The sequence below is a fragment of the Streptomyces sp. CB02009 genome (assembly GCF_001905825.1).
In the GTDB taxonomy this organism is placed as follows: Bacteria; Actinomycetota; Actinomycetes; order Streptomycetales; family Streptomycetaceae; genus Streptomyces.
The window spans coordinates 1,287,335-1,301,638 of the sequence record NZ_LIVV01000002.1; the positions used below are offsets into that span (position 1 = coordinate 1,287,335).

13 protein-coding genes are annotated in these 14,304 nt (G+C 73.2%); 7 read left to right on the forward strand and 6 right to left on the reverse strand.

From position 1 onward, the window contains the following. Window positions 1–6: 6 nt before the first annotated feature. From AMK27_RS12780 to AMK27_RS12800, 5 genes are all read right to left on the reverse strand, one after another. Window positions 7–903, reverse strand: a complete 897-nt coding sequence (locus AMK27_RS12780; RefSeq protein WP_073905690.1) for a class I SAM-dependent methyltransferase — start codon at window positions 901–903, stop codon at window positions 7–9. A 249-nt stretch (window positions 904–1,152) separates the two neighbouring features. Continuing rightward, on the reverse strand, window positions 1,153–2,355 hold the full coding sequence (locus AMK27_RS12785) for an ABC transporter permease (RefSeq protein ID WP_073905692.1): 1,203 nt from the start codon (window positions 2,353–2,355) through the stop codon (window positions 1,153–1,155). After that, on the reverse strand, window positions 2,355–3,242 hold the full coding sequence (locus AMK27_RS12790) for an ABC transporter ATP-binding protein (RefSeq protein WP_107425558.1): 888 nt from the start codon (window positions 3,240–3,242) through the stop codon (window positions 2,355–2,357). Before AMK27_RS12790 ends, AMK27_RS12785 begins: the two co-directional genes overlap by 1 nt. Before the next feature lie 26 nt (window positions 3,243–3,268). Further along, complete coding sequence (locus tag AMK27_RS12795) at window positions 3,269–4,363, reverse strand: peptidoglycan-binding protein (RefSeq protein WP_241847443.1); 1,095 nt, start codon at window positions 4,361–4,363, stop codon at window positions 3,269–3,271. After that, complete coding sequence (locus AMK27_RS12800) at window positions 4,360–4,875, reverse strand: hypothetical protein (RefSeq protein WP_073905697.1); 516 nt, start codon at window positions 4,873–4,875, stop codon at window positions 4,360–4,362. The genes AMK27_RS12795 and AMK27_RS12800 overlap by 4 nt, the downstream gene beginning before the upstream one ends. Before the next feature lie 89 nt (window positions 4,876–4,964). Between AMK27_RS12800 and AMK27_RS12805 the strand changes: the two genes are divergently transcribed. The 6 genes from AMK27_RS12805 (at window position 4,965) to AMK27_RS12830 (ending at window position 11,385) form a co-directional block, all read left to right on the forward strand. Then, window positions 4,965–5,624 (forward strand): response regulator transcription factor, encoded by a 660-nt coding sequence (locus AMK27_RS12805; protein WP_073905699.1) that lies wholly within the window; start codon window positions 4,965–4,967, stop codon window positions 5,622–5,624. 116 nt (window positions 5,625–5,740) lie between these two features. Beyond that, entirely contained in the window at window positions 5,741–6,964 is a 1,224-nt protein-coding gene (locus AMK27_RS12810) for an ATP-binding protein (RefSeq protein WP_073906102.1), read from the forward strand. A 127-nt stretch (window positions 6,965–7,091) separates the two neighbouring features. Next, window positions 7,092–7,670, forward strand: a complete 579-nt coding sequence (locus tag AMK27_RS12815; protein ID WP_073905701.1) for a TetR/AcrR family transcriptional regulator — start codon at window positions 7,092–7,094, stop codon at window positions 7,668–7,670. Between the two features lie 236 nt (window positions 7,671–7,906). Next, entirely contained in the window at window positions 7,907–9,388 is a 1,482-nt protein-coding gene (locus AMK27_RS12820; protein WP_073905703.1) for an MFS transporter, read from the forward strand. Window positions 9,389–9,447: 59 nt separating this feature from the next. Further along, entirely contained in the window at window positions 9,448–9,888 is a 441-nt protein-coding gene (locus tag AMK27_RS12825) for an SRPBCC family protein (RefSeq protein WP_073905705.1), read from the forward strand. Window positions 9,889–10,023: 135 nt separating this feature from the next. After that, window positions 10,024–11,385, forward strand: a complete 1,362-nt coding sequence (locus AMK27_RS12830; RefSeq protein ID WP_073905707.1) for a carotenoid oxygenase family protein — start codon at window positions 10,024–10,026, stop codon at window positions 11,383–11,385. A gap of 327 nt (window positions 11,386–11,712) precedes the next feature. Here AMK27_RS12830 and AMK27_RS12840 read toward each other — a convergent pair whose 3' ends face one another. Further along, a complete protein-coding gene (locus tag AMK27_RS12840) occupies window positions 11,713–13,032 on the reverse strand; it encodes an MFS transporter (RefSeq protein ID WP_073905709.1) in 1,320 nt (439 codons plus the stop codon). 153 nt (window positions 13,033–13,185) lie between these two features. Here AMK27_RS12840 and AMK27_RS12845 point away from each other — a divergent pair, with 153 nt between their 5' ends. Beyond that, a complete protein-coding gene (locus AMK27_RS12845; protein ID WP_073905711.1) occupies window positions 13,186–14,223 on the forward strand; it encodes an ABC transporter substrate-binding protein in 1,038 nt (345 codons plus the stop codon). Window positions 14,224–14,304: the final 81 nt, after the last annotated feature.

The window sequence follows — 14,304 nt, forward strand, 5'->3', positions numbered from 1 at the left end:
CGAGTATCACAGCGGGCCGGCGTCCCCGGCACCGTGTTTGTTTCCCAGGCTGCACCCGAGCGCCTTCCGCCGGTGCGCCACCGCCAGTTCGACGAGGTAGCGCTTGGTCACCCGGCCGTCGTACCGTCCGTCGATCAGGCCCGCCACGCAGGCCAGCAACCCGGCCCTGGCGGCTTCCGGCAGGGCGCGGTGCCCGGAGTAGGTCCGGAGCAGCTCCAGGTACTCCGCCGTGGTGTACGAGAGGTTCCGCTCGTAGCGGCGGAAGACCGGGGGACCGAACGCACCGCACCGCGCGACCTCCCGGGCATGGTCCGAGCCGTCGACGCGGGCGGCTTCCGGAGGCTGCGTCCCCGGCGTCGTGTCGGGATCGAAGCGCTCGTAGCAGCGCTGGACCTCGGTGAAGAACTCCTCGCTGCCACCGCGCACATGCTGGGTCCGCACCACGGCGAGCGCCCCGCCGGGACGCAGCGCCTCGGCGGCCTTCGCCATCCTCACCGCCGGGTCGATCCAGTGGAAGGAGGTCGCCGCGAGGACCACGTCGAACGAGTCCTCCGGCAGCGGCCAGCTCTCGAAGTCCGAGGTGACGACCTCCGCCCCGCCGAATCCGTCCAGGTTGCGGCGGGCGACCGCGGCCATGCTCGGTCCCGCCTCGACGGCGGTGATCCGAAAGCCGCGCTCGGCGAGCGGCAGGGTGGCCTGGCCGGTCCCGCAGCCGATCTCCAGCAGGCGGCTGCCGGGGCCGGCGCCGGCGCACTCCACCAGGTCGTCGTACAGCTCCCGCGGGTAGCCGAGCCTGGCCCGGTCGTACAACTCCGCGTCCTCGTCGAACGTCCGGCTCAGCCGCACGCGCCGGGACGCGTCGGGTCGGTCGTCACGCCTGGCGTGCGAGGTGTCGTCGGGCATGCACGGCAGGGTAGGTGATGCCCGCCGGGATCTGAGGCCACCGGCCGCGATCCGTCCCCTCCGCCCGGACCGCAGTCCGTACGGACGCCTCCGGCCGCCCGGCGGTGAGCCGGGCGGCCGGAAAGCCACGCGGGGTTGAGCCGGGCGGCCGGAGGGGCACGCGGGGGAACTGGGCAGCCGTGGGGGTGTGGAGGAGCCGCGCAGTGGGGAGTGCGTACCGAGGAGCCGCGGGGCGGTGCCTCGGTGTTCCTACGCCGCCGCGAGCGCCAGCGTCGGAGACAGGCGCGACGCCCTGACCGCCGGGTACAGCCCCGCCACCGTGCCGATCGCGAGCGTCGCCGCGAAGCCGCCGCCCACCGCCCACAGCGGGACGACCCACGGCAGCCCGCCGGCCGACGCGTACGCCCCCGTCGCCGCCCCGCCGAGCGCCACCCCCGCGAGGCCGCCGAGACCGGACAGCATCAGGGACTCCGTCACGAACTGGATCCTGATCTGGCCCCTGGTCGCGCCCAGGGACCGGCGGAGGCCGATCTCGTGACGGCGTTCCAGGACCGAGATGATCATCGTGTTGGCGACGCCGACCCCGCCGACCAGGAGCGCGATCCCACCGAGCCCCAGGAGCAGCGTGGAGAACGCGCCCTCGGTCGCCGCCTTGGCCTTGAGCGCCGACGACGGATCGCCGACCGAGACGTTCTGCGGGTTCTGCGGATCGATCGTCGGAGCGAGCAGCTTCTGCACGTCCTCCACCGACGCGTCGGTGGACCGCTCGTACACCGTCGTCGGATGCCCGTCGAAGCCCAGCAGCCGCTCCGCGCCCGCCCAGCCGACCAGCGCCGACCGCTCGATCTCGGGCGCGAGCGGCAGCGGGTCGAGGATGCCGATCACCGTGAAGTACCGGTCGTCGATCCAGACCTGCCGGCCCGGCTCGGTGATCCCGAGCCGTTCGGCGGCGACATGGCCGAGGACCACGGACGGGTAGCGGCCGGTGGCGGCATTCAGCCAGGTGCCGGACGCGAGCCCGCCTCTGAGGACGTCGAGGAGTCCCTCCGTCGCCGCCTTCACCGCGATCCCGCCGGTCTCGGCCTCCGGGATCTTCTCGGAACGGCGCACCGAGCTCCTCAGGTCACCGGTCCCGGCGGCCTCCTCCACGCCCTCGATCCGGCCGACCATCCCGACCGCGTCCTTCGGCAGCTTGACCTCCTGCCCGCTGAACATGCCCTCGCCCGGCTCGGCGACCAGCATGTTCGTGCCGAGCGCGTCGAGCTGGCGCAGCAACTGGGCCTGGCTGGAAGCGGAGATGCCGACGACGGCGATCATGGTGGCGATCCCGATGGCGATGCCGAGGGCCGAGAGCACCACGCGCACCGGCCTGCTGCGCAGCCCGGCCGACCCGACGTGAAGCACGTCCCGCGGACCGAGCCGAGCGGCGGTGAGTCTCCTCGTACGGGGCATCAGGCCGCGACCTTTCCGTCACTCGAGGCGTCCGGCGCACCGGGCGCACCGGGTCCATCTGGCGTACCAGACGAACCGGACGCATCAGGTCCATCAGGCGCACTGGCCGCACCGGACACACCTGCCGCTTCCGGCGCCGCAGTGTCACCGGAGCCCCGGGACCCTCCGTACGCGAGTGACGTGTCCTCCACCACCCGCCCGTCCCGTATCCGCACCTGCCTCGGCAGCCGTCCCGCGATCTCCGTGTCGTGCGTGATGACCGCGATCGTCGCGCCCTCCGCGTTGAGTTCGTGCAGGAGCGTCATCACCGCCTCTCCTGACGCCGAGTCCAGCGCGCCCGTCGGTTCGTCGGCGAGCAGCAGGGCCGGTTCGCCGACCACCGCGCGCGCGATGGCGACACGCTGCTTCTGCCCGCCCGACAGCTCGTGCGGCCGGTGCTTCATCCGGTCGGCCAGGCCCACCCGGGCCAGCGCGTCGGCGGCCATCCTGCGCCGCCGGGCGCGGGGCAGTCCGGAGTACAGCAGCCCCTCCGCGACGTTCTCCAGCGCACCCACGCCCGGCACCAGATGGAAGGCCTGGAAGACGAAGCCGATGCGGCGGGCGCGCAGTGCCGACAGCCGACGGTCCGACAGGGAGGCGATGTCGTGCCCGGCGATCTCCACGGTGCCGGCGCTCGGCCGGTCCAGGGTGCCGACGATGTGCAGCAGCGTCGACTTGCCGGATCCGGACGGCCCGACGATGCCGAGCAGCTCCCCTTCTCCGACGGTGAGATCGACGCCGTCGAGGGCACGGACGCCACCCGGGTACTCCTTGGTGACTCCGCGGAGGCGTACGACCGGCGTCGGCGTCCCACCGGGTGCCGGGGCCGAGTTCGTGGCCGTGGCCATGTCCGAGGTCGAAGTCGAGGTCGTCGTCATGCGGACGGCACCCCGACCTTCATGCCCTCGCGCAGCCCCTCGCCGCTGACCTCGACCCGGCCCTGCCCGAACATGCCGAGCTCGACCTCCAGGTCCCGGGCCGTTCCGTTCTCGACGACCTGGACGCCGAAGCCCCCACCGGGCAGGGCGAGCAACGCGTTCACGGGTACGGTCAGGACGTCCCGGCGCGTCTCTCCGGTGAGGTCGACGGTGACCGGGGACTGGTCGATGCCCCTGACCTTCTCCGGCTGGTCGAAGGAGACCGTGACGGAGATCTTCGGCGTCCGGTCCTGCGGGTCGTCGCCCGCCGACGCGGTCTTCCCGACGGCCGACACCTTCCCCGGGAGCTCCGTGCCGTCCGGCAGCCGGACGGTCACCCGCGTTCCGGCCTTCGCCGACTCCGCCTCGGACACGGGGACCTTGAAGCGTACGACCCGCTCGGAGCCGGTCACGGTGAGCACGGGACCGCCCGGTCCGATCCGGTCGCCGGGCGCCGCGCCCGCCTCCTTCACCCGTACCGCGCTGCCCGCGAAGGCGATCTGGTCCGGGCCGACGGTGCCGGTCTGCTTCAGGTCGTGGGACTTCTGCCACCGCTTGACGGCGGCGGCCGTCTTCGCCGTGTACTCCTCGTCGACGTCGAATCCGACGTACCCGAGGGCGGCGAGGTTCTCCTCCAGCTGTCGGACGTCCTTGCCCTTGTCGCCGGTCCTGAGCGTCCGGTACATGGGCTCTGCGCCGTACATCAGTCGGACCGGACGGCCCTCGACCTCGTAGAGCCGCTCGTCCCGCTCGACGACCGAGCCGGCCGCCGCGACCCAGGTGAGGACCCCGGCCGGTCCCGCGTTGATCTTCCGTTCGCCGAGGTGGCCGAGTGTGCCGTCCTGCTGGGAGCTGTTGCTGAGGTCGCCCCGGGTGACAGCGGCGGTCGCGGCCGGCAGGCCCTTCGCGTCGGCGGCGCCGCCCTGCCCGTCCGCCGCCCTGTCGGGCGCGGAGACGGCGGTGACCGCCGCTCCGCCGCCCGCGACGGCGACGATGGCCGCGAGGGCGAGCACCAGCCGGCGCCGGGCCATCGGCCGTTCGCCGCCGCTCATCGGGCCACGCTCTCGCACGCCTTGGCGGCCTTGTCGAACTTCTGCTTCTCGGCGCCCTGCGGTATCGGCATGGCCGCCTGCGCCCCGCCGTCGAACTTCGGGTCGGGCATGTTGAAGCCGTTCTCCCGCATGCACTTCGCGTATGCGAGCGCCTTGTCCTTGTCCGCCTGCGTCGGCTCCTTGCCGAAGCCCGCGCCGCCGGCCTTGTCCTGGCAGGCCTTGAACGCCTTCTCCATCTTCTCCTTCGACATGCCGTCACCGCCGATGGTGAGCCCGACGCCCTGCTCGCCGGGCTTCGGCTCGGGCACGTCGAGACCCTGCTCGCGCAGGCACTTGCGGTGCTCGAAGGCCTGGTCGGCCTTCTTGCCCTCGTCGCTCGCGCTCCCGTCCTTCTGCCCGCTTCCCGAGCTGCTCGCGTCCGGGCCCGATCCCGAGCAGGCGGTGGCGAGCAGGGTGAGGGCGGCGGCCAGGGAGGTGGCGGCGGCGGCCCGGGTGATCCGTCGAATCGTCATGGCGTGGAGCGTGCCGCGAAGGGGTGTTTCGTTTCTCTCAGCGGTTTCGTTTACATCGGCGAAAGGTCCCTTTCGGATACACAGGGGGCATGCGCGTACTGGTGGTGGAGGACGAGGCGTTTCTCGCCGAGATGATCGCCGAGGGGCTGCGCCGCGACGCGCTCGCCGTGGACGTCGCGGCCGACGGCCTCGAAGCACTGCGGAAGATGCAGCTGGGGGAGTACGACGTGCTCGTCCTGGACCGGGACCTGCCCGGGATGCACGGCGACGACGTCTGCCGCCGCGTGGTCGAACAGCGGCTGATGACCCGGGTGCTGATGCTGACGGCGGCGGGCACGGTGCGGGACCGGGTCGAGGGCCTCGGCCTCGGCGCCGACGACTACCTGGCCAAGCCCTTCGCGTACGACGAGCTGCTCGCCCGGGTCCTGGCCCTGGGCCGGCGGGCCCGGCCCGCCCTGCCGCCCGTGCTGGAGCGGGCCGGCATCGTCCTGGACACCGCCCGCCGCCAGGCCAGCCGGGACGGTCGCCACCTGCAGCTGTCGCGGAAGGAGTTCGCCGTCCTGGAGGCCCTGCTGCGGGCCGAGGGCGCGGTGGTCAGCGGCGAGGACCTGATCGAGCAGGTCTGGGAGGAGCACACCAGCTACCGCACGAACGCGGTCCGGGTCACGCTGAGCAAACTCCGCGCGAAGCTCGGCGAGCCGCCGGTCGTGGAGACGGTCCCGGGCTCGGGCTACCGGATCGGGTCATGAAGCAGGTCGTGAAGGGGGCGGGGAAGCGGGCTGGGAAGCGGGCGGGGAAGCGGGCAGGGACGCCGCTCACGAGGCCGTTCACACGGCCGTTCATGACGTCGTTCATGAAGCCGTTCATGACGGGGGAGCGGGCCCGGCTGACCGCCCTGTACGGCGGGCTTCTGCTGCTCGCCGGCGCCCTGCTGACGGGGGTCGTGTACTTCCTCGTCAAGGAGGGCCTGTACTCGTCGATCAGCCTGGCCGTCACCGGGACCGTACCCGCGCAGCGGCTGGAGGAGCTGCCGAGCCCGTATCCGAGCGCGACCGCCGGCTCCGCGCCGGCCAGTTTCCTGCCGGTCAGTCCGGTGCCCGCGAGCCCGGCCCCGAGCGGCGCCACCCGGCTCCCCGGCGAATACCTCGCGATCACACGGTCCGTGAGCGGCGCGGCGGAGTCGGCGGCGCTGGAACGCCTTCTGACGGTGTCGCTGGTCGTGCTCCTCGTGTACGCGGTGCTCTCCGTCGTGCTCGCGTGGTGGATGGCCGGCCGGGTGCTCCGGCCGGTGGCCGTGATCACGGAGACGGCCCGCCGGCTGTCGGGCGAGAACCTGCACGAGAGGATCGCGCTCGACGGGCCGCCGGGTGAGCTGAAGCGGCTCGCCGACACCTTCGACGGGATGCTCGGCCGGATGGAGGGCCTGGTCTCCGCCCAGCAGCGGTTCGCGGCGAACGCCGCCCACGAGCTGCGCACACCGGTGGCCGTGCAGCGCGCGGCAGCCGAGATCGGGCTCGCGGGAGAACCCTCTCCGGAGCGCGTCGCCGGCATCCGGGCGAAGCTGATCGAGGTCGCGGACGACAGCGAACGGATCATCGAGGGCCTCCTGCTGCTCGCGGCCTCCGACCAGGGGCTCCGGGAACGGCGTCCGGTGGCCCTGCACGAGGTGGCCCGGCAGGCGGCGGACGCGCTCACGGCGGAGGCCGCTGACCACGGGGTGACGGTCTCGGTGCGGGCCCTGCCCCTGACGGTCGACGGTGACGCGGTGCTCCTCGACCGCCTGGTGCACAACCTGGTCGTGAACGGTGTACGCCACAACGTCCGCGGCGGCCGGGTCGAGGTCCGTACCGGCCCCGGGGGTGTCGAGGTGGCGAACACCGGACCCGAGGTCCCGCCCGAGACGGTCCCGCTGCTCTTCGAGCCCTTCCGCCGTCTGACGGAACGCACCCACGGCCCCGGCGAGGGCGCGGGCCTCGGTCTCTCCATCGTCGAGTCGATCGCACGCGCCCACGGCGCGACGACGGAGGCGTTCGCGAACCCGGAGGGCGGCGGACTGACGGTCAGGGTGCGGTTCGGCGGGGAGACGTGAGGGACATGAGGGACATGAGGGACGTGAGGGACGTGAGGAGGGCTCGGTGACGCCTGAGCGTCGTGGAGCAGCCTGAGCGTCGCGGCGGCGCTTGACGCCGACAAAGTGTGAGTGGTTAAGTACTCACATGAAGCCAGAACGTCCCCGCCAGTTGTCCACCGCCGAGGAGCGCCGTGCGACCGTGCTGCGCACCGCCGTCGGAGCCTTCGCCGCCCGTGGTTACTTCGGCACCACGACGACCGAGGTGGCCAAGGCCGCGGGCATCTCCCAGGCGTACGTCTACCGGCTCTTCCCGAACAAGGAAGCGCTGTTCGTCGCCGTCGTGGAGCACAGCTTCGTCCAGGTCCGGGCCAGCCTGGAACGGGCGGCGGCTGAGGCGCGGGGCAGTACCCCGGAGGTCGTCCTGTCGGCCATGGGGGACTCGTACGCCAGGCTGATCAGCGGCAGCGACGGTGACAGCGACCTGATGCTCGTGCAGCTCCAGGCGCAGGCGGCCGCGACGTCCGAGCCGGCCGTGCGCGAGGCCGTGCGGCAGGGCTACGCCCGCCTCGTGGAGTACGTGCGCGGCGCCTCGGGCGGCAGTGAGCGGCAGGTTCAGGAGTTCTTCGCGCTGGGGACGCTGTGCCATCTGATCGTGTCGATGGGGGCGGGCGAGGTGGACGCCCCCTGGAGCCGGACGCTGGCGGCGGGCATCAGGCACTACTGACCCCGGGCCTGCTGCGGGCTCACCCCGGGGCCTGCCGCTGACTGACCCGTGGCCCGCTTCGGTGGGCCCGCGAGCGGCTGGTGTGCGGGGCGTGATCGGCGGGTGCGTGGCGCCCGGTCGGCGGGGCGCGGGGAGTGATCGGCGGGGCGTGGCGGCCCCGCCTGTTTTTCGGTCATGAATGTGAGTGGTCGACCACACAATGAGGTCGCCAGAACTCAACGAGGCGGGAGCTTGTCGTGCGGAAGCATTCCGGAACCACCACCCGGCACCCCCGGGCCGCGCTGGCGGCACTGGCGGGCGCGCAGTTCACCGTCATGCTCGCCACCTCCATCGTCAACGTGGCACTGCCTCAGATCCGGGCCGGAACCGGCCTGTCGGACAGCGGGACGACCTGGGTGGTCAACGCCTACGGGCTCGCCTTCGGGGCCCTGCTCCTGGCCGGCGGCCGTGCCGCCGACCTCCTGGGCGCCCGGCGGGTCCTGCTCGCGGGACTCGGCGCCTTCGGAGTGGCCTCGCTCGCCGCCGGACTCGCGAGCACGCCGGAGGCGCTGATCGCCGCGCGTGCCGTGCAGGGCCTCGGGGCGGCGGCCGTCGCCCCCGCGGCGCTCGCGCTCCTGATGGGCCTGTTCCCTCCCGGTCCGGGGCGGGGGAGGGCGCTGGGGGTCTGGGGTGCGGTCTCCGGAGCGGGAGGCGCGGCCGGTGTCCTCCTGGGCGGCGCTCTGACACAGGCGTGGGGCTGGCCGTGGATCTTCCACACGGTGGCCGCGGCGACGCTTCTCGTACTGGGCGGGACGGCCGTCGCCGTGCCCTCGGCACCGCTGGGCGACGGCCGGGGAGCCTCGCGGCCCGGCGGCGCGCCGGCGAAGCGCGGCCGGTTCGACCTCCCGGGCACCGCGAGCGTGACGCTGGCCCTCACCGCCCTGGTCGCAGGACTGACGGACGCCCGCCGCCTCGGCTGGGCGGACGCTCGGGTGCTCGGAACCCTCGCACTCGCCGCCGTACTCCTCGTCGTCTTCGCCCTGATCGAGCGACGGCATCCCCACCCCCTCCTGCCGCCACGACTGTTCACCGAAGCCAGGGTCGGGGCCGGGAACGCGCTCATGGCGCTGCTCGGGTCGGTGTGGATCGCCCTGTTCTTCTTCCTGCCGCTCCATCAGCAGCACGTGCTCGGCCTCAGCCCCTTGGCGACGGGCCTGGGGCAGCTCCCGCTGGCCGGATCGATCATGCTCGGCTCGGCCCTGGCGCCGCGCGTCGCCCGGCGCCTCGGACCCACGGCGACCGTGACGGCGGCCCTGCTCACCGAGGCGGGCGGGCTGGCGTGGCTCGCACGGCTCAGCGCCGACGGCAGCTACGCCGCCGACGTCCTCGGCCCGAGCCTGCTGATCGGACTCGGCCTGAGCGTCGCCTTCGTCCAACTCACCGCCCTGTCCGTCGAGGGCGTCCCCCGCGGTGACGCCGGCCTGGCCGGAGGTCTGGTGAACACCACGCGCCAGATGGGCGGAGCCATCGGCCTCGCCGTACTGGCCACCGTGGCCGGCTCCGTCACGGCCCACGCCGAGAACGACGGCCGACCGCACGTGGAGGCGCTCGCCGCCGGCTACCGCACCGCCTTCGGCATCTCGGCAGCGGTCCTCGCGGCCGCCGCCGCCCTGGCCCTGGTCCTCGCCCGCCGGGCGAGCCGCCGCCCAGGGGCCCTCCCCCTGGCGCACACGTCCTGACCCACGACAACAGTCCCGTTCCCCAGGCACGACCCACCACGAGAGAAGGAAGACCCACCATGCACACCATCGACGAGAACGCTCCCGTCATCGTCCGCCTGTCCACCGTGATCGACGCCCCGATCGAGAAGGTGTGGCAGCTCCACACCGACATCGACGCCTGGGCGACCTGGAACGCGGACGTCGACGAGGCCACCCTCGGCGGCCCGCTGCGGGCCGGCACGTCCTTCACCTGGAAGACCCATGGACTGGACATCACCTCCACGGTCACCGAACTCGTTCCCGGCGAGCGGATCGTGTGGGGCGGCCCCGCCAACGGCATCACCGGCATCCATGTGTGGACCTTCGAGCGGACCGGCGACCGGGTCACCGTCCGCACCGAGGAGTCCTGGAGCGGCGCACCCGTCGACGCGGCCACCGAGGAGCTCGGCCAAGCCCTCGACCAGTCCCTGCGGAACTGGCTGGCCTCCCTGAAGGACCGCGCGGAACAAGGCATGTGAGCCCCGTCCAGCCCCGTCCAGCCCCGCCCGTCCCCGCACACCGACTCACGCACTGCATCGCACGGACTCACGCACCGCATCGCACGCACGGACACCGAGACGACACCGGACACCCCGAGAAGTGAGGTTCCAGCCATGACCAGCACGCCCTTCCTGACCGGCCACTACACGCCCGCCGTCGACGAGATCACCGCGACCGGGCTGACCGTCGAGGGCAGCCTGCCCCCGGAGCTGTCCGGCCGTCTGATCCGCAACAGCCACAACCCGAAGCCCGGCGTCACGCCCACCCACTGGTTCAAGGGCAGCGGCATGGTCCACGGCATCCGGCTCCAGGACGGACGGGCGGAGTGGTACCGCAACCGCTGGGTGCGCACGCCCGCGCTGGAAGGCGCCCCGTACATGACCGAGACGGGTCCCGACCTGACCGCGAGCACCGCCGGCACGCACGTCATCGAGCACGGCGGACGGCTCCTCGCCCTGTGCGAGGCCAACGTGCCGTACGAGCTGACGCGCGATCTGGACACCGTCGGGGCGTACGACTTCGGAGGCCGGCTGCGCAGCGCGATGACCGCGCACCCCAAGACCGACCCGGTCACGGGGGAGCTGCACTTCTTCGGCTCCTCACCCTTCCCCCCGTACCTCATGTACTACGTCGCCGACCCGAAGGGAACGATCACCCGGAGCGTGGAGGTCCCCGGCGCCACCGCCGCCCTCAAGCACGACTTCGCCCTCACCCGGCACCACGTCGTCTTCGTCGAGGGCACGGTGGCCTTCGACCCGGGCGAGCACTCCGGCATCCCCTACGCCTGGAACGACGCCCAGCCGGCCCGGATCGGCGTCATGCCCAGGAGCGCGGACGGAGCGGCGCGCATCCGCTGGTTCCCCATCGAGCCCGGCAGCATGCTGCACGCCGCCAACGCCTACGAGGACGACCGGGGCCGTATCGTCCTGGAGGGTCCCACCGTCGACCGCGAGGGGTTCCGGCTCTCCTGGAACTGGTGGGTCGGCGCCCCCGGCCGCGGAACGGAACCCAACACCCGCTCCTACACGCGGCGTTGGGTGATCGACCTGGCGTCCGGCAGCGTCGACGAGGAGATCATCGACGACCTGGCGGTGGAGTTCCCCACCCTCAACGAGGACTTCCTCGGTGCGGAGCACCGCTACCAGTACGCGGTGTCCTTCCCCGACCAGAACGGCCTCGGCGGCTACGGGGTCGTCAAGTACGACCGTGCGACCGGTGCGCGGAGCATCCACGAGGCCGGCAACGCGCGGCTGCCGAGCGAGGCGGTCTTCGTACCGGCCGCGGGGGGCACCCGGGAAGACGACGGCTACCTGCTCACGGTGGTCTCCGACCTGAAGCAGGACGCCTCGCAGCTCCTGGTGCTTGACGCCGCCGGCCTCGACCGGATCGCGACGGTGCACCTGCCCCGCCGCGTCACCGCGGGCATCCACGGCTCATGGATCCCCGACACCGCCTTCGGGGACGACGCGCACTGACGAACGCGCGTGGGCACAGCGCCGGAGGACCGGGGGAACCGGTCGGCCGGCGCCTCGCCGCGCTCCGGGGGCAGGGTCGGCAGCAGGGGTCGACCGGCACGACGACGACCTGCTGCCGGCTGCGGGTCAGCGGGACCATCGAGTTGCCGCTGGGCCGGAATGTCACGGTGGCTCCGCCGGAGAGCCTGTCTGTCACTGCGTCCCATGCACCCATCCCGGGATCGTGGCAGACCGCCCCCGCATCGCCCCACCGAATGACGTCCGCTCACGTGCGCGCGGACGTCCGGGGCCGCCGCCCGCGGCCCCGGATGCCGGTCGGCCGATGGATCAGCCGGCCCGCTCCTCCACCGGGGCGGTACGCGCGAAGTGGCGGGCCGTGGGCACGAGCGCGGCAGCCGCCGGTACGAGGAGGCACGCGGCGGCGCACACGGCGAGGACGGGCGTGACGCCGAAGTGGCCGATGGCGGGTGCGATCAGGGCGAGGCCGACGGGCGCGAGGCCGTAGGACACCAGGAAGTCCAGGGAGGAGACGCGGGCCAGCTTGTCCGGCGCCACCTCGCGCTGAGTGGCGGTGAACCAGGGCACGTTGAACAGCTCGATGCCGACCCCGGCGACGGCGTACGCCGCGACGACCACGGCCGGGTGGACCGGCAGCATCAGACTCAGCGGTGCGACGCCGTACGCGCCGAGCCCGGCGAACGCGGCCCAGCCCTGGGAGCGGGGCCGCAGGCGGGCGATGACCAGAGCCCCGACGAGGGCGCCCACGGTGTACGCGGTCATCGCCGCGGCGAGCACCCACTCGGTGCCGTAGCGGTCCCGGCTGATCAGCGGCAGCGCGACGCTGGTGGCCGAGTAGCCGAGCGCGATGACGGCGACGAGGGCGGCGAGTCCGGCGAGGAACCACGGGTGGCGGCGCGCCTCCCGTATGCCGTCCAGGAACTCGGCGCGGAAGCCGGTACGAGGGGACGGCACCGCGACGGATCCCGCGGCCGCCGCAGAGGGTGAGACAGCGTCCGGGGACGCTTCCGCCGCCGTCGTGACGGCGCCCCCCTTGCCCGGGGCCAGTGCGGCGACCAGCCACAGCGCCCCGATGCCGAGCAGCAGCGTACGGACGTCGAGGAAGGCCGCGAGGAGCGCGGTCAGGGTGGGTCCGGCGAGGGTGGAGCCGCGTACGGCCATGGTCATGGCGGCGTTGGCCTGCTGGCGGCGGGCGGGTTCCACGGTCTCCGCCGTGAGTGCCTGGAAGGCCGGCCGGCAGGCGCCCTGACCGGCGCCGGCGAGGGCCGCGGCGAACGTCATCAGCACGAGCGACCTGCCGAGGCCCGCGGCGAGCAGGGGTGCGGCGGCCGCCGCCGCGAGGGCCGACCAGAGGACGACCGCGCGGCGGGAGTGCCGGTCGGCCAGCACGCCGCCGACGGTGACGGCGGCGAGGAATCCGGCGGTGCGCGCGGCGAGGACGAGACCGAGTCCCGCGGCGCCGAGGTCACGGTGCAGCACGGCGAGCCCGAGGACGAAGGGCAGGGCCCAGGTCGCGAGGCCGGAGGCGGTGGTGCCCGCCCACAGGCGCAGGAACGCGGGGTCGAGCAGGACCGAACGCGGTGGCGGGGCAGGGGACTTGGTTGCTGCGGGCGCGGGTGTGGTGGTCATGGTGCGGTGCTCCTCGGGGGTGGGGGAGCGGGTCGGTGAACCGCCCCCGGGTTCTTTAATGAAAATGATTGCCATTACAGTACCCTTCGAACGCGGCACTCCTGCCCGGTGCACGACAACACCCATGCCCGTCCCTCCCAGACCGGAGAACCCATGCGCCACCCCGTCCGTCTCGGCATCGCCCTGACCCTCGCCCTCGCCACCGCGGGCTGCTCCACCGCGGGCGGCGGTGGGTCGGCCGCGGACGCCGAGCCCGCCGCGCGTCCCGCCTCGAAGCCCGCCGCGACCGTCACCAGCTGCGGCCGCGAGGTGTCGCTCGCCGAGCCGCCGCAGCGGGCCGTCGCCCTGGACCAGAGCTCGACCGAGATCCTGCTCGAACTCGGGCTCCAGGACCGGATGGCCGGCACCGCAAACCTCAAGACCAAGATCCCCGCCGGGTACGCGGAGGCGTACGCGAAGATCCCGGTCATCGCCCCGAAGATCGCCACCGGCGAGCAACTGCGCTCCGCCACACCCGACTTCGTCGTCGCGGGCTCCGCCGACCTCTACACCGGGGACCGTGCGGGCACCCGTGAGGAACTGGCCGCCCTGAAGGTCCCCACCTTCGTCAGCGCCGTGGACTGCCCGCAGCAGAACCCGCCCGGCCGCACCCCCTTCGAACTGCTCTTCTCCGACTACGAGAACCTGGGCAAGCTCTTCGGCGCCGAGGAACGCGCCGGCAAGCTCGCGGCGGACCAGCGCGCCGCGGTCGCCAGGGCGAGCGCGAACGCCCCGAAGGAGGGGCGCGGCGCGGACCGGCCGACCGTCGTCTACCTCTACTCCGTCTTCAACGGCATGCCGTACGTGGCGGGCGGGACCGGCCTGCCCAGCGAGATGAGCCGGATCGTCGGAGCCGAGAACGCCTTCGACGACGTCCAGGAGGACTGGCCCGAGGTCTCCTGGGAGGAAGTCGCCCGCCGCGACCCGGACTTCATCGTGATCGGCGACCTCTCCGAGCGGGGCCGCCCCGGCGACAGCGCCGCCGAGAAGCGGGCCACGATGACGGCGCACCCGGTGATCTCACGGCTGGCCGCCGTCCGCGACGACAGGATCCTCGAAGTGCCGGGCATCGAACTCGACCCCTCGGTCCGCTCCGTCCACGCCCTCGGACTGCTCGCCCAGGGCATGAAGGACCTCGGACATGCCCACTGAGCCGCCCGCCGGTCCCGCCGCCGGAACGAACCCGGCCGACCTCCTGCTCCCGGCGGCCCGCGAGAGCGTCCGTACGGCGAA